This window comes from Mycobacterium sp. SM3041 (assembly GCF_039668335.1).
Taxonomy (GTDB): Bacteria; Actinomycetota; Actinomycetes; order Mycobacteriales; family Mycobacteriaceae; genus Mycobacterium.
Window position 1 is genome coordinate 17,007 of record NZ_JAYXBQ010000034.1, and the last position, 25,457, is coordinate 42,463.

23 protein-coding genes are annotated in these 25,457 nt (G+C 67.6%); 6 read left to right on the forward strand and 17 right to left on the reverse strand.

Going from position 1 to position 25,457, the window contains the following annotated elements:
* Positions 1-18: 18 nt before the first annotated feature.
* Genes VXD91_RS07915 through VXD91_RS07945 form a run of 7 tightly spaced genes read right to left on the reverse strand, consistent with a single transcriptional unit; the run spans position 19 to position 6,327 of the window.
* Complete coding sequence (locus VXD91_RS07915) at positions 19-492, reverse strand: arginine repressor (RefSeq protein WP_133428208.1); 474 nt, start codon at positions 490-492, stop codon at positions 19-21.
* Positions 489-1,418, reverse strand: coding sequence for an ornithine carbamoyltransferase (gene argF / locus VXD91_RS07920; protein ID WP_135355142.1), 930 nt, complete (start codon positions 1,416-1,418; stop codon positions 489-491). Before argF ends, VXD91_RS07915 begins: the two co-directional genes overlap by 4 nt.
* Positions 1,415-2,602 carry an acetylornithine transaminase gene (locus VXD91_RS07925; protein ID WP_167837869.1) on the reverse strand — a complete coding sequence of 396 codons (1,188 nt, stop codon included), beginning with the start codon at positions 2,600-2,602 and terminating at the stop codon, positions 1,415-1,417. Before VXD91_RS07925 ends, argF begins: the two co-directional genes overlap by 4 nt.
* Positions 2,599-3,483, reverse strand: coding sequence for an acetylglutamate kinase (gene argB, locus VXD91_RS07930; protein ID WP_064857959.1), 885 nt, complete (start codon positions 3,481-3,483; stop codon positions 2,599-2,601). Before argB ends, VXD91_RS07925 begins: the two co-directional genes overlap by 4 nt.
* Positions 3,480-4,685, reverse strand: a complete 1,206-nt coding sequence (argJ, locus tag VXD91_RS07935; RefSeq protein WP_207546778.1) for a bifunctional glutamate N-acetyltransferase/amino-acid acetyltransferase ArgJ — start codon at positions 4,683-4,685, stop codon at positions 3,480-3,482. Before argJ ends, argB begins: the two co-directional genes overlap by 4 nt.
* Positions 4,682-5,716: an N-acetyl-gamma-glutamyl-phosphate reductase gene (gene argC, locus VXD91_RS07940; protein WP_346415122.1), complete on the reverse strand. Its 1,035-nt coding sequence runs from the start codon at positions 5,714-5,716 to the stop codon at positions 4,682-4,684. The genes argJ and argC overlap by 4 nt, the downstream gene beginning before the upstream one ends.
* A gap of 59 nt (positions 5,717-5,775) precedes the next feature.
* Entirely contained in the window at positions 5,776-6,327 is a 552-nt protein-coding gene (locus VXD91_RS07945; protein WP_138249679.1) for a TIGR03086 family metal-binding protein, read from the reverse strand.
* A 174-nt stretch (positions 6,328-6,501) separates the two neighbouring features.
* Here VXD91_RS07945 and VXD91_RS07950 point away from each other — a divergent pair, with 174 nt between their 5' ends.
* Both VXD91_RS07950 and VXD91_RS07955 read left to right on the forward strand, forming a co-directional pair.
* Positions 6,502-7,530: an alcohol dehydrogenase catalytic domain-containing protein gene (locus tag VXD91_RS07950; RefSeq protein WP_064857961.1), complete on the forward strand. Its 1,029-nt coding sequence runs from the start codon at positions 6,502-6,504 to the stop codon at positions 7,528-7,530.
* 30 nt (positions 7,531-7,560) lie between these two features.
* Positions 7,561-8,589 carry an alcohol dehydrogenase gene (locus VXD91_RS07955; protein WP_064857962.1) on the forward strand — a complete coding sequence of 343 codons (1,029 nt, stop codon included), beginning with the start codon at positions 7,561-7,563 and terminating at the stop codon, positions 8,587-8,589.
* A 58-nt stretch (positions 8,590-8,647) separates the two neighbouring features.
* Here VXD91_RS07955 and VXD91_RS07960 read toward each other — a convergent pair whose 3' ends face one another.
* The 5 genes from VXD91_RS07960 to VXD91_RS07980 are packed head-to-tail and all read right to left on the reverse strand — an operon-like array spanning position 8,648 to position 13,435.
* On the reverse strand, positions 8,648-10,075 hold the full coding sequence (locus tag VXD91_RS07960) for an FAD-dependent oxidoreductase (protein ID WP_226518649.1): 1,428 nt from the start codon (positions 10,073-10,075) through the stop codon (positions 8,648-8,650).
* Positions 10,075-11,004: an NADP-dependent oxidoreductase gene (locus tag VXD91_RS07965; RefSeq protein WP_204158627.1), complete on the reverse strand. Its 930-nt coding sequence runs from the start codon at positions 11,002-11,004 to the stop codon at positions 10,075-10,077. The genes VXD91_RS07960 and VXD91_RS07965 overlap by 1 nt, the downstream gene beginning before the upstream one ends.
* On the reverse strand, positions 11,001-11,831 hold the full coding sequence (locus VXD91_RS07970; RefSeq protein ID WP_061007341.1) for an alpha/beta hydrolase: 831 nt from the start codon (positions 11,829-11,831) through the stop codon (positions 11,001-11,003). Before VXD91_RS07970 ends, VXD91_RS07965 begins: the two co-directional genes overlap by 4 nt.
* Before the next feature lie 11 nt (positions 11,832-11,842).
* Positions 11,843-12,562 carry a hypothetical protein gene (locus VXD91_RS07975; protein WP_346415123.1) on the reverse strand — a complete coding sequence of 240 codons (720 nt, stop codon included), beginning with the start codon at positions 12,560-12,562 and terminating at the stop codon, positions 11,843-11,845.
* A gap of 9 nt (positions 12,563-12,571) precedes the next feature.
* Positions 12,572-13,435, reverse strand: coding sequence for an alpha/beta hydrolase (locus VXD91_RS07980; RefSeq protein ID WP_061007336.1), 864 nt, complete (start codon positions 13,433-13,435; stop codon positions 12,572-12,574).
* A gap of 160 nt (positions 13,436-13,595) precedes the next feature.
* Between VXD91_RS07980 and VXD91_RS07985 the strand changes: the two genes are divergently transcribed.
* Entirely contained in the window at positions 13,596-14,417 is an 822-nt protein-coding gene (locus VXD91_RS07985; RefSeq protein WP_346415124.1) for an alpha/beta hydrolase, read from the forward strand.
* Here VXD91_RS07985 and VXD91_RS07990 read toward each other — a convergent pair.
* Positions 14,404-14,859 carry a helix-turn-helix domain-containing protein gene (locus VXD91_RS07990; protein WP_061007338.1) on the reverse strand — a complete coding sequence of 152 codons (456 nt, stop codon included), beginning with the start codon at positions 14,857-14,859 and terminating at the stop codon, positions 14,404-14,406. The genes VXD91_RS07985 and VXD91_RS07990 overlap by 14 nt on opposite strands.
* 54 nt (positions 14,860-14,913) lie before the next feature.
* Between VXD91_RS07990 and VXD91_RS07995 the strand changes: the two genes are divergently transcribed.
* Complete coding sequence (locus tag VXD91_RS07995; RefSeq protein WP_346415125.1) at positions 14,914-17,616, forward strand: AAA family ATPase; 2,703 nt, start codon at positions 14,914-14,916, stop codon at positions 17,614-17,616.
* A gap of 106 nt (positions 17,617-17,722) precedes the next feature.
* Here the strand turns inward: VXD91_RS07995 and pheT are convergent, their stop codons facing one another.
* From pheT to VXD91_RS08010, 3 genes are read right to left on the reverse strand one after another with little or no spacing between them, the layout of a single operon-like run.
* Positions 17,723-20,209, reverse strand: coding sequence for a phenylalanine--tRNA ligase subunit beta (pheT, locus tag VXD91_RS08000; RefSeq protein WP_346415126.1), 2,487 nt, complete (start codon positions 20,207-20,209; stop codon positions 17,723-17,725).
* Positions 20,209-21,252, reverse strand: coding sequence for a phenylalanine--tRNA ligase subunit alpha (gene pheS / locus VXD91_RS08005; protein ID WP_318987260.1), 1,044 nt, complete (start codon positions 21,250-21,252; stop codon positions 20,209-20,211). Before pheS ends, pheT begins: the two co-directional genes overlap by 1 nt.
* Before the next feature lie 56 nt (positions 21,253-21,308).
* Positions 21,309-22,211, reverse strand: coding sequence for an adenylate/guanylate cyclase domain-containing protein (locus VXD91_RS08010; protein ID WP_318987261.1), 903 nt, complete (start codon positions 22,209-22,211; stop codon positions 21,309-21,311).
* Between the two features lie 203 nt (positions 22,212-22,414).
* Between VXD91_RS08010 and VXD91_RS08015 the strand changes: the two genes are divergently transcribed.
* The gene (locus VXD91_RS08015; RefSeq protein ID WP_212814112.1) at positions 22,415-23,443 is read left to right on the forward strand and encodes an oxygenase MpaB family protein; all 1,029 of its coding nucleotides are present in this window, start codon (positions 22,415-22,417) and stop codon (positions 23,441-23,443) included.
* A 4-nt stretch (positions 23,444-23,447) separates the two neighbouring features.
* Positions 23,448-24,689 carry an acyl-CoA dehydrogenase family protein gene (locus VXD91_RS08020; protein ID WP_318987262.1) on the forward strand — a complete coding sequence of 414 codons (1,242 nt, stop codon included), beginning with the start codon at positions 23,448-23,450 and terminating at the stop codon, positions 24,687-24,689.
* Between the two features lie 6 nt (positions 24,690-24,695).
* Here the strand turns inward: VXD91_RS08020 and VXD91_RS08025 are convergent, their stop codons facing one another.
* Complete coding sequence (locus VXD91_RS08025) at positions 24,696-25,436, reverse strand: RNA methyltransferase (protein WP_318987263.1); 741 nt, start codon at positions 25,434-25,436, stop codon at positions 24,696-24,698.
* Positions 25,437-25,457: the final 21 nt, after the last annotated feature.

Sequence of the window (25,457 nt, forward strand, 5' to 3'; positions counted from 1 at the left end):
CTCCTTGTTCTAGTACTGCTACAGGTTCTCGAAGGTGGCGGCGAGCTCGGCGCCGCTCATCGGTTCGCGGGCGACAACCAAAAGGGTGTCATCACCGGCGATCGTGCCCACAACATAAGGCAGAGCCGCCCGATCTATTGCACTGGCCAGGTACTGCGCTGCCCCAGGTGGCGTACGTAACACCGCCAGGTTGGCGCTGGCGTCGGTGGACACCAGCAGCTCGCCGAGCAGTCGGGACAGCCGCTCGGTGCCGCCGGAGACGCCTTTGACGGGGCTGCCGTCCTCGGGGACGACGTAGACGCCGGTGCCGCCGTCGGCACCGCGCAGCTTGACCGCACCCAGTTCCTCCAGGTCCCTCGACAGCGTGGCCTGGGTGACGTCGATGCCCTCCGCGGCGAGCAGGGCCGCGAGTTCGGTCTGGCTGCGCACCGGGTTCGCCGACAGCAGCGCCACGATGCGCGACTGTCGTCCGGCCCGGGTCGGTGCGGTCATCGTGCGTTGTGCTCCAACAGCCAGACCAGCATGGCCTTCTGCGCGTGCAGACGGTTCTCGGCCTCGTCGAACACCGCGCTCTGCGGGCCGTCGATCACCTCGTCGGTGATCTCGTCCCCGCGGTGCGCCGGCAGGCAGTGCAGCACCACGGCGTCATCGTTGGCGCGGCCCAGCAGCGCGGTGTTGACCTGGAACGGGCGGAACGGCCGCACGCGGTCCAGGCCGTCGTTCTCCTGGCCCATCGAGGTCCAGGTGTCGGTGACGAGGACGTCGGCGCCGTCGGCGGCGGCCTGCGGGTCGGTGGTGACGGTGACGGTCGCGCCCGTCTCCGCCGCGCGCTTCTTGGCGGCCTCGACGAACTGCGGGTCGGGCTCGAAGCCCTTCGGCGCGGCGATGGTCACGTTGAGGCCGGCCGTGACGCCGCCGACCATCAGCGAGTGCGCCATGTTGTTGGCGCCGTCGCCGAGGTAGCTCATGTTGAGCCCGGCCAGCTTGCCCTTGCGCTCGGCGATGGTCTGCAGATCGGCCAGCACCTGGCAGGGGTGGAACTCGTCGGACAGGGCGTTGACGATCGGTACGGTCGCGCCCGACGCCATGGCCGTCAGGCGCTCCTGCGCGAACGTGCGCCAGACGATGCCGTCGACGTAGCGCGACAGCACGGCGCCGGTGTCCTCGAGGGTCTCCTCGCGGCCCAGCTGCGTGCTGCGACCGTCGACGACGACGGCGTGCCCGCCGAGCTGGGCGATGCCCATCTCGAACGAGAAGCGGGTGCGGGTGGAGTTCTTCTCGAAGATGACGGCGATGCCCCGCGGGCCCTCGAGCGGACGACGGCTGAACGGCGCCTTCTTGAGTTCGGCGGCCAGCGCGAGGACCTCGGCCTGCTCTTCAGGCGTCAGATCGTCGTCACGGAGAAAATGGCGGATCACTGGGACTCCCCTGCTGCGGTGTCGAGAACGGTGGGTAGGGCGGTCAGGAACGCGTCGATCTGCGCGTCGGTGATGACCAGCGGCGGCGCCAGCCGCACGACGTCGGCAGCCGCGGCGTTGACGAGGAAACCCGCGTCGCGCGCGGCGTTCTCGACAGCCTTGGCCTGCGGCGCGGTCAGGACGACGCCGAGCAATAGCCCGCGGCCACGCACGTGGTCGACCAGCGGGTGGTTCAGCTCCTCGATACCGTGTGCCAGCGTCTTGCCGGCGGCGTCGGCGCGGTGCACGAGGTCGTCATCGGCGAGGGTCTTGACGACCGCCAGGCCCGCAGCCGTGCACACCGGGTTACCACCGAAGGTGCTGCCGTGCATGCCCGGCTGCAGCAGTTCGGCCGCATCGCCGATGGCGATGCAGGCGCCGACGGGCAGACCGCCGCCGAGGCCCTTGGCCAGCGTGATGACGTCGGGCGTGATGCCGTCGTGCTGGTGCGCGTAGAACGCGCCCGTGCGGCCGATTCCCGTCTGCACCTCGTCGAGCACCAGCAGCGCACCATGTTTCGCGGTGAGCTCTCGTGCCTTGACCAGGTAGCCGGCCGGCGGGGTGACGACGCCGCCCTCGCCCATGATCGGTTCGAGGAACACCGCCGCGGTCTCGTCGGTCACGGCCGCTTCGAGCGCCTCGACGTCGCCGTACGGCACGTGGGTGACGTCACCGGGCAGCGGCAGGAACGGCTCCTGCTTACCGGGCTGGCCGGTCAGGGCCAGCGAGCCCATGGTGCGGCCGTGGAACGCCCCTTGGGCCGCAACGATTTTGGTGCGGCCGGTGAGCCGGCTGATCTTGAACGCGGCTTCGTTGGCTTCGGCGCCGGAGTTGCAGAAGAAGACTCGCGCCGGCGCGTCGAGCTGGGCCACCAAGGCTTCGGCCAGCGCGATACCCGGTTCGGTGGCGTACAGATTCGAGGTGTGGCCCAGCGTGTTCAGCTGCGTGGTGACGGCCTCGATCACCGCCGGATGACGATGTCCCAGCACGTTCACCGCGATGCCGGCCAGGAAGTCGACGTAGCTCTTGCCGTCCGCGTCGGTGACCACGGCGCCGTCGCCGCTGACCAGCGCGACGGGCGGCGTGCCGTAGTTGTTGGTCATCACCGCTTGCCAACGGGCTTGCATTGCTTCGGTTCCCTTCATGCGGGTGACACGACCTTGGTTCCGGTGCCCTCGTCGGTGAACAGCTCGACGAGGACACAGTGTTCGACCCGGCCGTCGATGACGTGCGCGCTCGGGACACCGTTCTCCACGGCCCGCAGGCATGCCTCGATCTTGGGCACCATGCCGGATTCGAGCTTCGGCAAGAGTTGTGCCAGTGCGGCGGTGTCGATTTCGGTGACCAGCGAGGTGCGGTCCGGCCAGTCGGTGTACAGGCCTTCGACGTCGGTGAGCATCAGCAGCTTCTCGGCGCCGAGCGCTTCGGCGACTGCGGCCGCGGCGGTGTCGGCGTTGATGTTGTGCACCACGCCGTCGGCGTCGGGAGCGATGGTGGACACCACCGGAATCCGGCCCGCGTCGATGAGATCCAGGATGGCCTCGGCGTTGACGTGTTCGACGTCGCCGACCAGACCGATGTCGGTGGGCACGCCGTCGACCGTCACGCTGCGCCGCACCGCGGTGAACAGCTGTGCGTCCTCACCGGTGATGCCGACCGCGTACGGGCCGTGGGCGTTGATCAGCCCGACGAGCTCGCGGCCGACCTGCCCGAACAGCACCATCCGGGCGACGTCGAGGACCTCGGGCGTGGTGACGCGGAAGCCGCCCTTGAAATCACCTTCGATACCAAGGCGTTTCAGCATCGCGCTGATCTGCGGACCACCGCCGTGCACGACCACCGGCTGGATGCCGCAGTTGCGCAGGAACGCCATGTCGGCGGCGAAGGCCGCCTTGAGGGTGTCGTCGGTCATGGCGTTGCCGCCGTACTTGACCACGACGATCTTGCCGTGCAGCTGCTTGAGCCACGGCAGCGCCTCGGCAAGCACCGCCGCCTTCACCGCGGTCGAGAGCCCGGCCGTGCTCATGAGCTGTACGCCGAGTTCTCTTCGACGTAGGCGTGCGAGAGGTCGGTGGTCCGGATGGTGGCCTCGTGCTCGCCGATCTGCAGGTCGACGACGACCTCGATGTCGGCGCCCGAGAGGTCGACGTCGCGGGCACCTGGCGCGCCGGCACCGTCGATGCACACCGCGGAACCGTTGAACGACACGCTGATCCGGTCCGCCACGAGTTCGATGGGCGCGATGCCGATGGCGGCCAGGACCCGGCCCCAGTTGGGATCGGACCCGAACAGCGCGGTCTTCACGAGGCTGTCGCGCGCCAGCGCTCGGGCACCCACGAGGGCGTCGTCCTCACTGGCCGCGCCCTTGACGGTGATCGCGATGCGCTTGGTGACGCCTTCGGCGTCGGCCTGCAGCTGCGCGCACAGGTCGTCACAGACGGCGAGGACCGCCTCGTCCAATTCGCTTTGGCTGGGCCGGATTTCGCTGGCGCCGGACGACAGCAGCAGCACCGTGTCGTTGGTGGAGCAGCTGCCGTCGATGTCGAGCCGGTCGAAGGTTCTGCCGGCCGCGTTCTTGAGGGCGAGGTTCAGCGCTTCAGCGTCGGCGACGGCGTCGGTGGTGATGACCACCAGCATGGTCGCCAGCGACGGCGCCATCATCCCGGCACCCTTGGCCATGGCACCGATGGTCCACTTGCCCGGGTGGTGCAGCGCAACCTGTTTCGGCACGGTGTCGGTGGTCATGATGGCCCGCGCGGCCTCGTCACCGCCCGACAGCCCACCGGCCATCTCATGCACGATCTCGGTGACACCGGCCAGCACCTTGTCCATCGGGAGCCGATCCCCGATCAGGCCCGTCGAACACACCGCGACCTCGATGGCCCCGGTCTCGGTGCCCCAGTCACTCAGCGCGGCGGCGACGGCCTCGGCGGTCTGGTGGGTGTCCTGAAAACCGCCCGGGCCGGTACAGGCGTTGGCGCCACCGGAGTTCAGGATGACCGTCCGCAACCGGCCGCTCTTGAGGACCTGTTCGCTCCACTGCACGGGAGCGGCCCGCACCTTGTTGCGGGTGAAGACCCCGGCGGCCGACAGGTCGGGTCCCTCGTTGAACACCAGCGCCAGGTCCGGTTTCCCGGAAGCCTTGATGCCGGCTGCGATTCCGGCTGCCCGGAAGCCTTCCGGCGCGGTGACGCCCTGGTTGCGATGCAGGGACGGGGTGTCGGTCACGGTGCTACTCCCACGGTGGATAGTCCTTCGGTTTCCGGCCAGCCGAGCGCGATGTTCATGGACTGTACTGCCGCGCCGCCGGTGCCCTTGGTCAGGTTGTCGATGGCGCACAGAGCGACAAGGGTCTTCGCGTCCTCGTCGACCGCGACGGCGATCTGCGCGGCGTTGCTGCCCACCACCGAACCGGTCTTGGGCAGCTGTCCTTCCGGCAGCAGGTGGATGAACGGCTCACTGGCATAAGCCTTTTCGTACGCCGCCCAGATCTCCTCGACGGACGCCGTGGTGCGCGCGGTGCACGTCGCGAGGATGCCGCGCGATGTCGGGATCAGCACCGGGGTGAACGAGACCGTCACGTCCTTGTCGGTGACGGCCCGCAGGCCCTGGGCGATCTCCGGCGTGTGCCGGTGCGCGCCGCCGACGTTGTAGGCCCGGGCCGAGCCGATGACCTCGGCGGCCGACAGGTCGACCTTGCCGGACTTGCCGGCGCCCGAGGTGCCGCTGACCGCCACCACGGTGACGTTGGGCTCGACGAGCCCGGCCGCGACGGCCGGCACGAGAGCCAGCAGCGCCGAGGTCGGGTAACAGCCCGGAACCGCAATGCGTTTCGTACCGACGAGCTTGTCCCGGCCGCCGGGCAGCTCCGGCAGCCCGTAGGGCCAGCTGCCGGCGTACTCGGAGCCGTAGAACTTCTCCCAGGCCGCGGCGTCGGTGAGCCGGAAGTCGGCGCCGCAGTCGACGATCAGGGTGTCCGGGCCGAGTTGCTGCGCGAGCGCGGCCGAATGTCCGTGCGGCAGACCCAGGAAGACGACGTCGTGCCCGGCGAGAACGTCGACCTCGGTGGGCTGGAGCACCTGGTTTGCGATCGGAAGGAGGTGCGGGTGGTGGTCACCGACCGTGGTGCCGGCATTGCCCGCGGCGGTCAGCGCACCGATGGTGAGGCGACCGTCGGCGTAGGCCGGATGGCCCAGCAGGAGCCGCAGAATCTCGCCGCCGGCATACCCACTGGCGCCGGCCACCGCCACAGAAGTCATACGAGCGATTCTGCATGTTTATGCATCAACTTGCAAACCAATTACTGCGCCTTCTGGAGTCACGCAACGTGTTGTCGCGGATGACGCCCGGTGAAAGCGACCAAGCGATCAAGAGCCTCGGCATCGGTGGTTACCGGTACCTGAGGGTCGAACCCCGCAGTACGCCGACTGTCCGGGGTGATGATGCGCTGTGCAAGCGAGAGCACGAAGTCGGCGTGTGCGGCGGCGACAGCCAGCGGGCGTGCCAGTGCCTGCGCGAAGTCCCAACCGTGCACCACCAACTCGACCGACAGCACTCCCAACGCCAGGTGCGCGGGCATGACCCTGCCGGCGAACATCGCGTCGCCTTCCGTGCCCCGAGCGCGCCAGGCGTCGATCACCGAATTCGTGGTCTGCGAGATGCGTGTCCCGATGCCTGCGTTCTGCGTGACGAAAACCTGCGCTCCGGCCGCCTCGCCCACCATTGTCACAGTTCCCGCCAGATGATCCGCCAGCGCGGCCACATCGAACCCCGGGCAGGGCGTCGGCAATCGCACACTCTCGCCGACGGCGGCGGCCAGCACCGGGAGAATCGCGGCCAATGCCAATTCGGCGCTCGACAATTCGTTCATGCCGGTGATTCTCTCCGTGCATCGCGAAACGCGGCATAAGTAATCTGACTGCCGGCCGCGGCCGACAACCCTTGCCAACCTGGCCAGATCACTTGGAAGACCGTCACGCCCGCCGCACGCCAAACGACGGTCACCGTGCGGATACCGCGATTCGGTCCGGGTTGATGTCCTGATGTGGTGACGGCATATCGGGCGTATCAGGTGACCGGACAGCGGCAATTCACCCTCGTGGAACGGGAACTTCGGGAGCCGGACCATGGGCAGGTCCGCATCCGCGTGTTGGCCTGCGGGGTGTGCCACAGCGACGTGCTCGCCGTGGAGGGGCAGCGAACCGACCCGCAGGAACCTGTGGTGCCGGGACATGAGGTGATCGGCATCATCGACGCTGTCGGCACCGGCGTCGATCCACGCTGGCAGGCCGGTGACCGCGTCGGAGTGGGGTTTCTCGGCGGGCAGTGCGGGCAGTGCGACTTCTGCCGCCGCGGAGACTTCGTCAACTGCAGTGATCAACCACAGCCGGGTACCACCACAGACGGCGGCTATGCCGAGATCATGTACGCCCGGTCCACCGGATTGGTCCGTGTCCCAGACGGTTTCGACGCGCTCACCGCAGCCCCGCTGCTCTGCGCGGGTGTCACGGTGTTCAACGCGATACGCGCCGCTGGGCCACCGCTGAACAGCTTGGTGGCGATCCAAGGCATCGGCGGGCTCGGCCATCTCGGCATCCAGTACGCAAAGAAGATGGGATTCCAGGTCGTCGCCGTCGCACGCGGCACCGGGAAGGAGGAGCTGGCAAAGACATTGGGCGCCGACCATTTCATCGACAGCTCAACCGAACATGTCGCATCGGCGCTCAACGCACTCGGCGGTGCCGCCGCCGTCATCGCGACGGCGTCGAGCGGACCGTCGATGGCCGGGTTGGTCGCCGGACTGCGGCCCCGCGGACGTTTGGTCGTTGTCGGGGCATCCCCCGAGCCGCTGCCTGTTCACACATCCGACCTGATCTTCGGGGGCCGCAGCATCCTCGGCAGTCTGACCGGTTCTGCGATCGACAACGAAGACAACCTGGCGTTCAGCCTCACGCACCAGATCGCGCCGCTCGTGGAGCCCATGCCTTTCACCGAAGCACCCCGTGCGTATGACCGGATGATGTCCGGCCGCGCCCGGTTCCGCGTGGTGCTCGACGTCGCCACCCCCGCCTGATCCGTTTCTGTCGCAAAAGGAGTCACATTCATGGTCGCCACATACCGCAGCGTCGAGGTCACCGAACCCGGTGGTGCAATCACACTCACGGACCGGCCGGTGCACGAACCCGGCGACGGCGAGGTGTTGGTCCGCGTCGAAGCCTGCGGCGTGTGCCATTCGGACTCTCAGATCGCCGCGGGCCACCTGCCCGGCACGGTTTTTCCGGTGACGCCCGGTCATGAGGTCGCCGGTCACATCGTGGCGGTCGGGCCCGGAGTGCTCGACTGGCAGATCGGCGACCGCGTCGCGGTCGGCTGGTTCGGGTATTACTGCGGGAGCTGTTCCCGCTGTCGCCGCGGTGATTTTGTGCACTGCACGCGCTCGAAGGTGACCGGGGCCGGGTTTCCGGGCGGCTATGCCGAGATGCTGCTCGTGCACCAGTCCGGACTGGCACGGATCCCCGACGCCCTCACCGCCGTCGAAGCCGCACCACTCGCGTGCGCCGGAGTGACGATGTTCAATTCGCTGCGCCACAGTGGTGCACGCCCAGGCGACGTGGTCGCCGTCTTGGGCATCGGCGGACTGGGTCACCTGGGCGTGCAGTTCGCCGCACGCATGGGATTCCGGACCGTGGCCATCGCACGCGGCGCCGGAAAGGCCGATATGGCTTATCAATTGGGCGCTCACCATTACATCGATTCGACCGCCGCCGACGTGGCCGCCGAACTGCGCAAGCTCGGTGGCGCGCGGGTGGTGGCGGCGACGGCCACCAATCGGACCGCGATCAGCGTTGCGGGCGACGGCCTCGCGCCACACGGTGAGGTACTCACGCTTGCCGTGCTCGCCGAACCACTCGACATCACTCCGCTACAACTGATCAACGCCTCAGGCACCATTCATGGGCATCCTGCCGGTACCGCAGCGGATACCGAAGACACCCTGGAATTCGCTGCCCTGCATGGCATTCGGCCGTGGGTTGAACCGATGCCGCTGCGGGATGCGGCCGCCGGTTACGACCGGATGATGCGCAATGAAGCGCGCTTTCGGGTGGTCCTGACGATGACCGACGCCGGGTAGTCGGTAGCGGCGGTGCCTCGCGTGGTTGCGCGGGCACCGCCCGCACCGGGCAATGCGCTCAGGCCAATAGTCCCAGTAGCTGGTTGAAGCACTCCGACATCGAAGGGTGCGTGTAGATCTCGTCGCGCAGTGCACGCGCGGTGATACCGTGCCGCATCGCCAGTGCGACGATGTTGATCACTTCGTGGGCGTCATGACACCACAGTGTGGCGCCGAGAATCTTGCCGGTGGTGGCATCGACGACGACCTTCATCATTCCTTCGGTCTGTTCGACGATACGTGCACGGGCCACGGTTGCGAGATTTGCGACCGGACTTGCGGCGACGAGGACGTCGTGACCCGCATTGCGCGCCTGCGACTCGGTCAATCCCACCCGGGCCAGCGGCGGGGTGAGGAAGAGACACGTAGGTACTGCCGTTCGCTGCGACGCCCGCCGAGGTTCATCGACCCCGGATAGCTGGTCGGCGACGATGCGGTAGTCATCGAGTGAGATATAGGTGAATTGGGGTCCCCCGGTGACGTCACCGACCGCAAAGATGTGTGGCACGCTGGTGCGACGGTAGTCGTCGACGACGACTGCACCCCTGTCGGTCGTCTTGACTCCCGCCCGGTCGAGGCGCAATGCAGCCGTGTTCGGGATGCGCCCGAGCGCGACGAGAACAGAGTCTGCGTCGACACTGACCGGTCGTCCATCGCTCAGGTACCGAACACGAGCCATCGGCGCGGCGCCGGGACGGAGGATCGTCTGCACGTCGACGACATCGGCGCCGGTTTGGATATCTACGCCGCGCGCGGCCAGCAGTGAACGCGCCATGTCCGCGATCTCAGGCTCCTCGCTTGCGAGCACTGCCGGATTCCTCTCGAGGACCGTGACCGAGCAGCCGAACGCGGCATACATCGACGCGAATTCGAGGCCGATGAATCCACCACCGAGAACGACGAGGCGTTCCGGGCGAGCCGCCTGATGCAACAGCTCGACGTTGGTGACGGCCACCGGACAAGCAGCCAGGCCGGGTATGTCCGCGGTGCCGGCGCGCGCCCCGGTTCCGATGACGATCTGACGAGCGCTCACCGTCACGGCACCTGCATCACAACTGACCTGCACCGTGTTGGCATCTACGAACATGGCGGTGCCGATCAGCACCGTGACCGACGGAATACTTTCCAGTGCAGCGAGGTTGGCCGCACGAAGCCCCGCGGTCAACCGCTCCGTTGCGGCAACCGCTGCGGCATAAGCCAGTTCACCCGGGAGGTTTGTCGCGGCGTTCTTCTCGCCCTGATGGACCATCGACTTCGTCGGCACGCAACCGGTGTTGATGCAGGTGCCGCCGAACATCTGCGCCGCCTGCTCGACCAGGACCACCCGTTGGCCTGTCCGGCCAACGTCACCGGCCAGCGTCTTGCCACCCTTACCGAAACCGATGACGAGCAGATCGGCTTCGATCGCCGTGCTCTCCACGACGTCGGTTCCAGCTTCGTTCGCCATCACAGGGTCAACACCACCTTGCCGGTCCTGACACGGTAGGACTGCGCCTGCCCGGCCTGTTCCAGCGGGAAGGTGGCCGCGATCGTCGGGACCAGCGCCCCGCGGCCGGCAAGCTCTGCCAGCGCAGTCATGCCCAGCCGGTCGGCCTCGACGAACAGTCCGGCCGGCCGGATACCTCGCGCGACAGCGTCGGCGACGACCTCCGGCAGAGACTGCGGCAGCGACGAGACCAGCGTGCCGCCGGGTTTGAGCACCTGCAGCGCCTTGCGCTGATAGTCGTTACCAATGAGGTCGAACACCACATCCACATCGCTGAGCACCGTCGCGAAATCGGTTGTGGTGTAGTCGATCACCTCATCGGCGCCGAGGCCGGTCACTATCTCGACGTTATCGGGTGACGCCAGTCCGATGACATACGCGCCGAATGCCTTGGCGATCTGCACCGCCAGATGTCCCACCCCGCCGGCCGGGGCGGTGATCAGCACCCGGGTGCCCTCTCCGATGCCGGCGGTGTCCACCAGTGCCTGGTAGGCCGTCAACCCGGCCAGCGGCAACGCGGCGGCCTGAACATGGTCGAGGTTCGCCGGTTTCGGCACGAACACCCGAGTCGGAGCGACGACATAGTCGGCATAGGCGCCGTGCCCCAGAGGGAATGGCAACAGGCCGAACACCTCGTCACCGGGCCGGTAGAGGGTGACGCCGAAACCCACGGCTTCGACAGTGCCGGACACATCCCAGCCCAGGACGAACGGTGTCGCCCCGACGAGTACCCCGCTCTGACGGTTCACCCCGTCAACCGGGTTCACACCGGCGGCGTGCACCCGGACCAGAATCTGCCCAATTCCTGGTGTAGGACGGTCGATCTCGACCACGTGTAGCACCTCGGGCCCGCCGAGTTCGTCCTGGCTGACAGCTCTCATGGCGCTCATCCCAGGAACCGGTTGACGTCGTGCGCGAAATCCGCGATGTGCTGGAACAGGAATCCGTGGCCAGCGTCGCTGTAGAGCACCACCTTGGCATCCGGCAGTTGCTGCGACATCGCGTAGGTCGCATAGGAATTGATCATCACGTCATGGGCACCGTTGACGACCAGCACCGGCAGCTTCAGTTCGGCCAGCCGCAGGTAGTAACCACCGAACGCGGCGATGGCACTCAACTGGGCCCGATAGGTGTCCCCTTGCACCGCGGCCTGGGACTGCAGCAACCGAGTGTCCAAGCGCCGCAATGAAGCCAGTCCGGCGGCACGACCCTGATCGGTTTCGGGGAAGAACAGGTACAGGTAGTCCTCATCGTCGTTGACGGGGTGGCCGAGAATCTCCCCCACCCGGGGCCCGGGGGCCGGCTGGTCCGGCACTCCTGCCGGCGTGCTGCCCGCGACCACCAGCCGACGCACCAATTCCGGTGCACGCAACGCAATGCCCTGGGCGACAATGCCACCCAACGACCATCCCAGCACGTCGACCTCGGTCAGCCCGAGCGCCCGGATGAACGCGATACCGCCGTCTGCAAGCCCGTCGATGGTGGTCGGCGCGGCACCGCTGGAGAGGCTGGTCCCCCGATTGTCGAAGACGATGACCTCACGTTCGGCGGCCAGCGCATCGAGCAGTTGTGGATCCCAATGGTCGACAGTTCCGCGCAGGCGCATGCACAGCACCAGCGGGACTCCGCCGGTCCTCCCGAATCGGCGGTAGTGGAAACGTTCGCCGTCAGGGCCCCCGACGAAGCGATCCTCTGCTTGATCGGACAAATATGTCATGGGCATTCCCTTCAGTTGACGGTGATATCGGTCAGTTCGATGGACACCACGAGTTGCTCCGGTAGCGGGTGGTTGTCGGCGTCGCGGACGTAGATCATCCGGGTGCGTGGGATGACCAGACCGCCGATCTCATCGAAATCCGAAACGTAGTGAGCGCCCGGGGCTCCCCCGGCAATGTCGACCTGGTAGTCGCGACGTCGAATCAGTCCGTCGGAATCGATGTACAGGATCTGGTGGGGACTGTGGGTGGCGATCGCGTCGGGGTAGTCGACGTGCAGGGTGCGCCATTGCTGGCCGTCCTCGGTCCAGGATTCGCCCTCTGCGGTACGCACACCGGGAAAGGTGAGATTGAACGGCTCGGCCGTGTAGGTCCACATGGCGTACCCGGTGAAGTACGCCAATTGCAATGTGCTCCAAGGTGTTTCGAGAGTATGCCCGGCGAACGATGCTCTGGGATCGTCGAGCATCTCGACGATGTCCCCGGCTGTTGTCTCGATACCGACCCGTTGCGGCGTGTAGGCGGTCTTCAAATCGGGCGCAGTGAAAGGCGACAGCGAGGTGCGTTGGTCTTTGATCCAGACCGTGATCTCACCGTCGTCGACGATGCCGGGTACGGCCTTGATGTCCCAGATGGCGCCCCCGAACCGTTTGCGCGCGGTGACCGAGGTCAACTCCCGCCAACGGTCGACGCCGCCGTAGGCATTCAGCACAGAGGTGAGCAGGTCGGTCATGAATTCTCCTTAGCGGCCGAGGAATTGGCGGACGTGCTGGCCGAACTCGACCGGATACTGGTCGAGGAATCCGTGGTCTGCATCGGGATAGATGCGCAGTTGGGCGCCGCGGATCCTCTCGGCCAACAAGTAACTGTTCTTGGTCGACATCATGGTGTCGTTGTCGCCGTTGGCGACAAGCGTCGGTTGGGTGATGGCCGAAAGCCGTTCCAGCTTCGACGATTCCGGTATGCCCCAAGTCATCAGCGCCTGGTACTGCGCGTCACGACAGGCCAGAGTGGTTTCGGCGTCACGGTCGGTGTCTCGAGCGTGGGTGCGCGCCAGGTACTCCCAACCGCGCTGGACGCTCTTCTCGGAGCCGGAAAAGAAGAGCGCGATGAATCCTTCGGCGGTGATCTCGTCGGCACAGGCGTAGGCGTAGACGTCCTCGGACCACCTGTGCAGATCGGGAGCACCCTGCGGCGCCGTGCCGGCGAGCACCAGCCGGCGCGGCAATCGCGGACGCACCAGCGCGATCTCCTGGGCGATGTGACCGCCGAGTGAAAAACCGAGCAGATCAACGGATTTCAGGCCGAGCGCGTCGATGAACCGGAGGGCGTCGCGCGCCATGTCCGCGATGTTGTCGGGTGTGGCGCCAGTGGAGCCTCCGACGCCGCGCAGGTCGACGGTGATCACCTCACGGTCGGCCGCGAGCACGTCCAGGAATGCTGGGTCCCAGTAATCGAGATTGCCGCGAAAATGCTGAAGCAGCACCAGTGGCGGCACCGTGGCCGAAGGACCACCGAAGCGCCGGTAGGCGAACCGTTCACCGTCGACCTCGATGTCCAGGTTGGCGGCGTGCGCAGCGCCCACCGCGGTGGAGGCTTCCGTCATGTGGTGTCTCCCTGCTGTCGTCGTTGTCACCAGCCTGCGTTCTCGGCCCGGCTCCCGGTATCCGTGAATTGACTACGGGGGTATGCGGACGAGGGCCCGCGTGTCGCGATGGTCGTTTGACTGATGGCCGCGTCTGACAGCTGAGGCCAGACTGGCACCCATGCCATTCATCGAGGGCTCCGACGGGGCGCAGCTGTACTACAAGGACTGGGGATCCGGGCCGGCGGTGGTCTTCAGTCATGGCTGGCCGCTCAGCGCCGACGCGTGGGATGTGGAACTGAAACTCCTCGCCGACAACGGTTTCCGTGCCATCGCCCACGACCGTCGGGGGCACGGCCGGTCCGAGCAGACGTGGTCTGGCAACGATATGGACACCTACGCCGCAGACCTGGCGGCGCTGATCAACGGACTCCGATTGTCCGACGTCGTCGTTGTGGGGCATTCCACCGGAGGTGGCGAGGTGGTGCGGTACGCGGCACGCCACGGCGCCGGTCGGGTGCGCAAGGTGATCACGGTCGGCGCGGTGCCACCGGTGATGGTGGCATCAGCAGAAAACCCCGAGGGCACACCGCTGTCGGTGTTCGACGACATCCGGGCCCGCGTACTGGACAACCGATCCGGGTACTGGCGGGAACTCGCGGTGGCGTTCTACGGTTTGAACCGAGACGGTGCCACCGTCTCCCAGGGACTGATCGACCATTTCTGGCTCCAGGGCATGCAGGCGGGACTCGCATCGGCGTACGACTGCGTCAAGGCGTTCTCGGAAACCGACCTGACCGCGGATCTGCGGGCCCTCGAAGCGCCGATCCTGATCGCCCACGGCGACGACGATCAGATCGTCCCGATCCACGATGCGGCGTCGAAATCGATCGAGCTGGTGCGGTACGGCACCCTACGGGTGTATCCGGGCGCCCCCCACGGTATTCACGGCGACTACCAGCAACAGCTGAATCGCGATCTGCTGGACTTCATTCGGAGTTGAGCGAGTCGATGAGTGCCACGTCACGGGTAGGTACAGCGATGCCGTCGTGCCGACGGAAGACCACCAGTGCATGCTCGCCGGTGGATTTCTCGATGAACCGGTAGCCGCTGCGCTTGGTGGTGACCCGGTGTTTGCGACCCCACTGCCCCATCGCGGCGAGCACTGTCACCAGATCATGTCCGGCGTCGGTGAGCACGTAGCGACTGCGCGTGCGCTCGCCGGGCTCCCGATAATCCTCGACCTCCAGGATGCCGGCGGCCACCAACTCGGCCAGCCGCGCGCTGAGTACATCGGAGGCCACCCCGAGCTGCTCGCGGAATTCGGAGAACCGGGACCGCCCCAGCAATGCCTCGCGGGCGATCAGGATGGCCCACCGCTGCCCCAGCACCGCCATCGTGCGGGCTATCGGGCAGGCGTCGTCGGACCACGGGTCGGTGCGCATCCTCACACCATACCTAGGTTGGCAATGCCAATTCAGGCTGCTAGCTTGGCAACGGTGATAATCGGTCGGTCAACCGAGTTGTCAAGCGTCACCGACACGCTCGCCGCGATCTCCACAAGTGGCGCAGCGCTTGTCGTCGACGGTGAGGCCGGTATCGGCAAGTCCACGTTGCTATCGGCGATCGCCGACTGGGCGGTGGCCAACGGCTACAGCAGGCTGGGCTGTTCGGGCCTGCAGAGCCAGAGCGAAGTGGGTTTCGCCGGCATCCACGAACTCATCCACCCGGTGCTCGACCACACCCCGGCATTACCACCCCGCCAGCGCACGGCCCTGCTGACCGCTTTTGGCCTGGCCGAAGGCCCGACGCCAGATCGGCTGATGGTCAGCCTGGCGGTACTCGGACTCCTCGAAGAATCGGCGAGCCGACGCCGAATCGTCCTGATCATCGATGACGTCCAGTGGCTGGACCAGTCTTCGCTGGAGGTTCTGGCGTTCGTGGCGCGCCGGCTCAGTAATGCACCGCTGATGATGTTGTGCGCCGAACGTACGGGGCTCGATGGCGCCACCGCATATCTGGACGGTCTGCCTCGATTGTCATTGGGTCCCTTGGCTCCCGAACATGCCCGTCAACTGTTGAGCACCACCGCCCAGGACGCAGACGCCCTGCTCCAGCAACGGGTACTCGAGCAGGCAGGCGGCAACCCGCTGGCAGTCATCGAACTGTCCGGCGCCCTGAGCGAGCGCGGCAGCAGCGCCACCTTCTCCGGTGAGCCGCTGCCCACGACCCGCCGGGTCGAACGAGCTTTCCTGTCCCAGCTCGACGACCTGACCGACAACGGCCGCCTGCTGCTGCTATTGATCTCGGCCAGTGATGGCCAGCTACGTGACATCGACGTCGCAGCTGATCTTCTCGGCCTGGTACTCACCGATGAATTGGCCCCGCTGGAGCGGGCGGGCCTGATCAGGGCGGGCGGCGACCGGATCCACGTCCGCCATCCGTTGATCCGATCGACGGTCTATGGCGCAGCTCCGCTGTCCACGAGGACAGTCGTCCACCGGGCACTCGCCGACGCGACGGTGGACCTGGTCCGCGCGGCATGGCACCGCGCGGAAGCCACATTCGGCACCGATGAGCAAGTTGCCACAGCTTTGGAAGGCGCCGCGCGGCACGCCCATGCGCGCGGCGCCGGCGCCGAATCCGCCGCGGCCCTGCGCCGGGCGGCCGTGCTGTCCCCAGAACCGTCTTCTCGGGTGCGCCGGTTGACCGAAGCGGCCGAGATCGCCCGCAGCTCCGGACTGACCGCCGAGTCCATCAGCATTCTCGGCGAAGCCGAGAATCTCGGTGCCAAGCATTGCAGCGCAGAGCAATTGGCCATCACCCGATTCGTCCTCAATGCGACCGCTGCGCTATCGGGCCAGTCGGCGACCGAACTCGTGGCGCTCGCCGGCAAGTTCACGGACGGCGACGCCGCACAGCGTCGGTTGCTGTGGGCTGCAGCCATCGAGTGCCGCATGCACGGCCTCGCCGAGGAGCCCCGTCGCGACATCGTCGCGGCCATCAGCCGCCTCGATCGCGGCGCGGACGATCCGGCGGTATGCATGGCAATGGCGTTGCTGGACGACACCGGCGCGGGTCAGGCCCTACGCACCCGTCTGCCCCGGTTCGTAAACGAGGTTGCCGACGACCCCTTGCTGTTGATGGCGCTCGGGTTCGCCGCCGAGGCGGTCGCCGACCGCACGCATGCCATGCAGTGCTGGAAGCTGGTCCAGAGCAGGTCCAGGACCTCAGGGTCAGCCGCCGACGAATGCGAGAGTCAGCGCGGCGCGTCGCACCTGCTGTTGCAAGAGGGCCGAATCCAGGCCGCGGCCATCGCGGCCGAGAATGCGCTGCGGCTGGCCCGGGACATCAAGCTACCGATGACCGCGGCCTCGGCGGCGGCCACCCTGGCCCGGGTGCAGGTATGGCAGGGCCGGTTCGACCAGGCCCACGAGACCATAGCCACCGCGCGTCGACTGCTGGCTCCCGATCCCGCGATCCTGTGGCATGACGACGCGCACTGGGCAGCGGGCCTGTTGTCACTGTTTACCGCCGATCCGGCCGAGGCATTGGGACACCTGCTGAAAATGACCGGCCACAGGACATCCCAGCGGTGGGCCGTCGCCGATCTCGCCGAGGCCGCGGCCGGCAGCGACCGAGCCGAACTGGTGCGACCGCTGCTCGCGGAGATCGAGGATCAGGCGCGACAGCTGGGGACCGGCCTGGAGTTGATGCTCGCGCATCGGGCACACGCGCTGTTGGCCCAGACCGATGATGCGGCACAGGACCATTTTCTGGCAGCTCTGGCCGCCGGAGATGACGCGGACGCCGAACTCGAAACGGCCCGAACGCATCTGGCATATGGGCAATGGCTGCGCAGACAGCGCCGGATCACCGAGGCGCGCACCCATCTGTCGTCGGCGCTGGCCGTATTCGACGCCGCCGGCGCGGCACCGTTCGTCGATCGGGCCGCCGCCGAGCTGCGTGCGGCAGGCGTGGCCACCCCTGCCGGGACTCCGCGTCAGGGCCCGGCTTCCGACCTGACCTCCCAAGAACTTCAGATCGCTCAGTTGGCCGCCGCAGGGCTGACCAACAGGGAGATCGCCGACCGCATCTACGTTTCACACCGAACCGTTGCGGCCCACCTTTACAAGATGTTCCCCAAGCTCGGCATCACCAACCGCAATCAACTGCACACCGTGTTGGGCCAACAACAATGATCTGACCGATGCCTACGATGCGCACGCAGCTCCGGCGAGCGGCCCCAAAATGCACGCCGCAGGCGGCGTGTCTGCGTACAAACACGCCCGCTCGCGGGAAGTTGAACTAGCGGCGGTGCTCGGCGCCGAGGCGCTCGGTGGCCAGGGCCACGGCGGCGTCGCGGGCCGCGCTGGCCTCGTCCTCGGTGAGCGTCCGGTCGGGCGCCCGGAACCGCAGGGCCAGGGTCAGGGACTTGCGACCCTCCCCGATCTGCGGGCCGGTGTAGACGTCGAACAGCCGTGCGTCCTCCAGTAGGTCGCCCGCACCCTCGCGCACGACGTCGACCACGGCCTGGGCCGCGACGTCGTCGGCGACGATCAGGCTGACGTCCTGGAAGACCGCCGGGTACGGCGACACCGACGGCACGATGGCGCGCTCGACGACCGGGATGGCGTCCAGGTTCAGCTCGACGGCGCACGTGCCCTTCGGCAGGCCGGTGCGCTCGATGACGGCCGGGTGCAACTGGCCGGCGTAGCCCACAACAGTGTCACCGACGAGTACCTCGGCGCAGCGGCCCGGGTGCCACGGCAGTTCCTGTGCCGCGCGCAGCGTCACCTCGACGCCGCAGGCCCGAGCGATGATCTGCACGGTCTCCAGGGCGTCGGTGGCCTCGACCGCACGACCCGGGCCCCACGGGCCGGCCGGCTCACGCAGGCCCGTCAGGACGGCGGCGACGTGCAGCGGCTGGTACGGCAGCGCCTCGTCGATCTCGGCCAGTTCGGCGTCGGTCGGGCGCCGGTCCACCGGGATGGGCGCGAGCGCCTTGGTGTGCGGCGTGGCCTGCACGACCTGCTCGATGCCGAACAGGGCGACGTCGGCCGCACCGCGAGACACGTTGCGTACCAACGCCTCCAGCAGGCCCGGCAGCAGCGTGGTGGCCAGTGTGGGCCGGTCGGCCTCGAGCGGGTTGAGCACCGAGATCGTGGCGCGGCGCGGGTCGTCGGCCGGCAGGTCCCAGGCGTCCAGCACGCCGGCGGGCAGGAACGGTGTCGGCAACACCTCGACGAAACCGCCCAGCGCCAACGACTTACCGATGGCACGCCGGCGCTGCTGCGCCGCCGTCAGACCGCGGCCGGCGGGCGCCTGCGGCAGCACCGACGGGATGGCGTCGAGCCCTTCGAGCCGCAGCACCTCCTCGACCAGATCGGCGGGCTGCTTCATGTCGGGCCGCCAGCTCGGCGGCACGACTGTGGCGGTTGCGCCGGACACCGTGACGTGCGCGCCGATCTGCATGAGGCGGCGGGCCGTGGTGCCGTCCGGGTAGCTGACGCCGGCGACGCGGTCGGGCAGGTCGACGGAGATGGTCACCGGCGGCTGCGACCAGTCCGGCGCGGTGTGCTCGGCACGCCAGTCGGTGAGCGTGGGTTCGACGGTGCCACCGGCGATTTCGGCCAGCAGCGCGGCACAACGGTCCAGCGCGGCGCGGGAGATCGCCGGGTCGACGCTGCGCTCGTACCGGCGGCTGGCCTCGCTCACGAGGTGCAGGCGGCGCTGGGTGCGCGACACCGCGGCCGGATCCCAGACCGCCGCTTCCAGCAGCACGTCGGTGGTGGTGTCGCGAACCTCGGTGGTACCGGCGCCCATGACGCCGCCGATGGCCGCGGTGGCCACGTCGTCGACGATCAGCACGTCGCCCGGATCCAGTTTGCGCTCGACATCATCGAGGGTGACGACGGTCTCCCCCGGCTTCGCGAAGCGCACGTCGAAGCCACCGGTGATCAGCTTGCGATCGTGGGCGTGCATCGGGTGGCCGAGCTCGAGCATCACGTAGTTGGTGACGTCGACGGCCGGTGAGATGGCGCGGATGCCGGACAGCAGCAGGCGGCGCTGCAGCCACCACGGCGACACCGCGGCCGGGTCGATGCCGACGACCGGACGCAGCCCGAAACGCTGCACGCCGGTGCCCGGCTGGACCGTCAGCGGCCAGGCCTCGCCCTCGGCGGGCAGGGGCGGCACGTCGGCGGGGTCGACGAAATCCAGGTCGAAGGCGCATGCGATCTCGCGTGCCATGCCGCGGATGGAGAGGCAGTAGCCGCGGTCCGGGGTGATGGCGAGGTCGAACACCACGTCGTCCAGCCCCAGCACCTCGGCGCCCGACGCACCGGGCTCGGCGGTACCCGGGGGCAGCACGATGATGCCGGAATGGTCGGAGCCGAAGTTCAATTCGGCCGCCGAGCAGATCATGCCGTCGGACACCCGGCCGTAGGTCTTGCGCGTGGCGATCTTGAAGTCACCGGGCAGCACGGTACCCGGGAGCGCCGCGACCACGAGGTCGCCGACGGCGAAGTTCCGTGCGCCGCAGACGATGTCGCGGGGTTCGGCTTCACCCACGTCGACCTTGCAGGCGCGGATGGGCTTCTTGAACTCGGTCAGTTCCTCGATCTCGACGACGCGGCCGACCGTCAGCGGACCGGTGACCGGCCCGGCGGCGATGACGTCCTCGACCTCGTGGCCGATCCGGATGAAGGCCTGTTCCAGTTCCTCCGGCGACACGTCCCAGCCGGGAGCCCCGGCCTGGACGGCTTCGCGCAGCCAGCTGTAGGGAATACGCATCAGGCACCCACCCCGAACGGCAGGGAGAAGCGCACGTCGCCCTCCACCATGTCGCGCATGTCGGGAATTCCGTTGCGGAACTGCAGGGTTCGCTCCAATCCCATGCCGAAGGCAAATCCGGAGTATTCGTCGGGGTCGATGCCGCAGGCCCGCAGCACGTTCGGGTTGACCATGCCGCAGCCGCCCCACTCCACCCAACCGGGGCCGCCCTTCTTGTCCGGGAACCAGACGTCGACCTCGGCCGACGGCTCGGTGAACGGGAAGAAGTGCGGACGGAACCGGGTGCGGCCCTCGGGGCCGAACTGGGCGCGCGCGAGGGCATCCAGGGTCCCGCGCAGGTTGGCCATGGTCAGGCCCTTGTCGACGGCCAGCCCCTCGACCTGGTGGAACACCGGGGTGTGGGTGGCGTCGAGTTCGTCGGTGCGGAAGGTGCGGCCGATCGACACGATGTAGACGGGCAGTTCGCGTTCCAGCAGGGCCCGGATCTGCACCGGCGACGTGTGGGTGCGCAGCACCTGTCGCGAGCCGTCGGGCGCGATGTGGAAGGTGTCCTGCTCGCTGCGCGCGGGGTGGTCCGGCGGGAAGTTCAGCGCGTCGAAGTTGAACTGTTCGGTCTCGACCTCGGGACCTTCGGCCAGTTCCCAGCCCATCGCCACGAAGGTGTCGGCGACGTTCTCGGCCAGGATCGTGATGGGGTGCCGGGCACCGATGGGCTGCCGCGTCGTCGGCAGCGTCACGTCGATGCGTTCGGCAACCAGGGCGGCGGCATCGCGCTCGGCGCGCAGCACCACGATGCGGTCGTCGAACGCCTGCTGCGCGGCGCTGCGGGCGACGTTGACGCGCTTGCCGGCGTCGGCCCGCTCCTCCTTCGGCAAGGTGCCCAGTGCCTGACGGGCCAGCGCGATGGGCGCCTTGTCCCCGAGGTGCTCGGTCTTGGCGCGAGCCAGAGCGTCCAGGTCAGCGGCCTGGTCGAAGGCGAGACGAGCGGCCTCGACCACCGCGGTCAATGCTGCTTCTGATAGTTCTTCACCCTGCTCAGCCACCCGGAGATCATAGCGACGAGCGTCGCGCCCACCGCACTCGCCGGGACCGGCAGACCTCAGGCTTCGGCGAGCTCCCCGTCATCGGGTTCGGTTGCGGCGTCCTTGCGCGGCCTGATCCAGTACATCGCGAGGTCCTCGGGCACGCCGGATGTCTTCGGGCCGAACAGCTGCTTGCGCACCTTCTTGGGCGTCACGCCGAGGGCGTCCAGGTACTGCTGGTCGATCCGGTCGAGCGTGGACTGCGAGATGATCAGCCCGCCCTTGGTGGCCCGCTCCATGACGCGTGCCGCGATGTTGACGTCGACGCCGAGCAGGTCCGACCCGATGCGCTGCGGCCGCCCGGTGTGGATGCCGGCTCGCATCTTGGGGTGATAGCCGTCGATCTCGACTTCTTTCAGGGCATCGAGCGCGCGGATGACGGACCGCAGGGCGGTCACCGGATTGCTGAACACGGCCATGGACCCGTCGCCCATGCGTTTGACGATGTGGCCGCCGGATTCCAGCAGCGGCGGTTCGAACACCTGGGCCACGCGACGCAGCAGTCGCAGCGTGGTCTCGTCGCCGACGCTCAGCGACCACTTGGAGAAGCCGACGAGATCGGTGAAGACGATGGTCACCTCGGGGTTCGCGGGCCGGCCCGACACACGTTCGGTCAGGGCCTGCCACACCTGCAGCCCGGCGAGACTCACCTCGTGGGACGCCCCGCCGCGTGGCAACAGCCGATCGGCGGCCCGGGCCGCGGCGCTGGGGCCACCGACACCGGCCACCGACAGCGGATCACCGAAATCGGGGTCGCCGGGCAGGGCACGACGTGCCCGCCTGATGAATCCGATTACAGCCGGACTGTGATTGGTGTTCTGCAACCACCCCAACGGTCCACTTGATCCTGGCCCCGCGTGTGACGCCGGGCCGATCTCTCCCACACCGTCGGATCGTTCTTCGAACGATTCGACTTCCACGACGCCACCCTAGGTGGCGGCCCGCGGCACCGGCAACGACCGTGGCCGCGCGTCGGAAAACTGGCTGGTCACTGAGTTATGGCGACCCGATGGACGCTCTGTAACGGTCCCGGCAACACCATCGTCAAATCGTGGACAACATACGTTGTCACGATTATCGTGGCGACACAGAACCCTCGGTATCAACGTTGAGCGAGGACACCATGACCCCACGGACGACACCCGCCGCCGAACCCCTCGGGCCGGATTCGCTGACCTGGAAGTACTTCGGCGACTTGCGCACCGGCATCCTCGGCGTGTGGATCGGCGCGATCCAGAATATGTATCCCGAACTGGGGGCCGGCGTGGAGGATCATTCGATCCTGCTGCGGGAGCCGTTGCAGCGGGTCGCGCGCTCGGTGTACCCGATCATGGGCGTGGTCTACGACGGTGACCGCGCCGCCGACACGGGCGCCCAGATCCGCGGCTATCACGAGACCATCAAGGGCGTCGACCACGACGGCCGCCGCTACCACGCGCTCAATCCCGAGACGTTCTACTGGGCGCACGCGACGTTCTTCATGCTGATCCTCAAGACCGCCGAGTACTTCTGCGGCGGGTTGACCGAGGCCGAGAAACGCCAGCTGTTCGACGAGCACGTGCAGTGGTACCGCATGTACGGCATGAGCATGCGGCCGGTCCCGGAGACCTGGGAGGACTTCCAAACCTATTGGGAACACAAGTGTTCCGAAGAGCTGGAGATCAACCGGGCCACGCTCGACATCTTCACCATCCGAATCCCCAAGCCGTGGTTCGTGCTGATGCCCACCCCGGTGTGGGACCAGATGTTCAGGCCTCTCGTGGCCGGGCAGCGCTGGGTTGCGGCCGGTGTGTTCGACCCCGCCGTCCGGGAACGGGCCGGCATGCGCTGGACACCCGGTGACGAAGTGGTGCTGCGCCTGCTGGGCAAGGCTGTCGAACTGGCCTTCCTCGCCGTCCCCGATGAAATCCGTTTGCACCCAAGAGCATTGGCGGCGTACCGCCGGGCCGCCGGGCGCGTGCCGGCCGACGCGCCACTGGTCGAGGCGCCGGGATTCATGGCCCCGCCGAAAGACCGCTGGGGCCTGCCGATGCATTATGTCCCACGTCACAAGTCGTTGATGGAGCGCGCCGGGTCACTGGTGCACACCACGTTCTCGTTGGCCGGTCTGCGTCCCGCACGCAACCGTTCAGTGTCCGGAAAGGCTGCCTGAATAGATGCTTGATTGGTCCGACGTCGATATTGCCGTGCGCGACGCCGTTCGCGAGTTCGTGGACAAGGAAATTCGGCCCCACCTCGACGAACTCGAGGGCGGCGACATGGAGCCGTACCCGATCATCCGAAAACTGTTCGCCACCTTCGGAATCGACGTCATGGCACGGGAGGCACTGGAGCGACGGCTGTCCCGGCTGCGGTCCGGCGAGGCCTCGGACGGCAAGCCGCGGGCGTCCGGTGGGATGTTCGGCGGTGGACCGGACCAGGCCGGCATGGGCATGGTGCTGATCAGCGAATTGTGCCGGGTCAGTTCAGGTCTGGTGACGGGCGTGGGCGTCAGCCTGGGCCTGACGGTCCCCACGATCCAGAGCCGCGGCACCCTGGCCCAGCAGGAACGCTGGCTGCCCGGCCTGGTGACCTACGAGAAGGTCGGCGCCTGGGCCATCACCGAACCCGACTCGGGCTCGGACGCATTCGGCGGCATGAAGTCCTACGTCGTGCGCGACGGGGACGATTACATCCTCAACGGCCAGAAGACCTTCATCACCAACGGCCCCGACGCCGACGTCGTCGTCGTGTACGCCAAGCTGGACGAGGGCGACGGCGCCGACAAGCGCGACCGCAAGGTGCTGACCTTCGTGCTCGACCGCGGCATGGAGGGCTTCGTCCAGTCGAAACCGTTCCGCAAGATGGGCATTCACTCGTCGCGCACCGGTGAACTGTTCTTCAACAACGTCCGGCTGGGCCGCGACCGGCTGCTCGGCGAGACCGAGGAGAACAAGGCCGGCGACGGCCGCGACAGCGCGCGCTCGAGCTTCTCGGCCGAACGCGTCGGCGTCGTGTCGATGTCGCTGGGCATCATCGAAGAATGTCTGCGGCTGTGCATCGACTACGCCAAGACCCGCACGTTGTGGGGGCAGAACATCGGCCAGTTCCAGCTGATCCAGCTCAAGCTGGCCAGCATGGAGGTGGCCCGGATGAACGTGCGCAACATGCTGTTCCGCGTCATCGAGTCCGGCCAGGCCGGCCGGCAGATTCCGCTCGCCGAAGCGTCGGCGATGAAGTGGTACTGCTCGCAGGCCGCCACCGATGTCGCGATGGATGCCATCCAGTTGTTCGGCGGCAACGGCTACATGACCGAGTACCGCGTCGAGCAGTTGGCGCGTGACGCCAAGTCGTTGATGATCTACGCCGGCAGCAACGAGGTGCAGATCACCCACGTCGCCAAGGGGCTGCTGGCCTAGGCCGAATCAGGAGTGGGCCCGGGAGCTCTCGTACAGGCAGATCGATGCGGCGGCTGCCACGTTGAGGCTCTCGGCGCTCCCCCGCATCGGGATGTGCACGCGCTGCGATGCCAGCGCCATGACGTCGGGCGGCAGGCCGTGCGCCTCGGGTCCGAACAGCCACGCGGTACGCGCCGACAGATCGGCGGCGCGGATGTCGACGGAGGCGTCCAGCGCGGTTGCGAGCACCTCCATGCCGCTGTCCCGGATCGCCGAAACCACCGCGGCCGCATCGGGATCCACCACCACGGGCAGTGAGAAGATGCTGCCCGCCGAGGACCGCAGGCATTTCCCGTTGTAGGGGTCGACGCTGTGTCCGGCGAACACCACGGCGTCGGCACCCATGGCGTCGGCGATGCGGATCAGGGTGCCGGCGTTGCCGGGCTCCGACATGCCGACCGGCACCGCGAGCAACCGTGGCTCTGCCGCCAGCACGTCCGCCAACGACGTCTCGGGCAGCGCGCACACGGCGATGAGCCCGACGGGCGTCACGGTCTCCGACAACGCCTTTGCGGCCTTCTCGGTGATCACCGCGACCGGGGCACCGTCCAGCAGTGCGCCGAAGCGCTCCAGCGCGGCGGCCGTCGCGAAGACCTCAGAAACAAGTCCGCGCCGCAGCGCTGCCTCGACGAGGTTGGGTCCCTCGGCAAGGAAGCGCCCGGCGCGTTTGCGCCCGACGTGGCGCTGCAGCTTGGCTGCAGCGACCACCCGGGCAGATCGCTCGGTGAG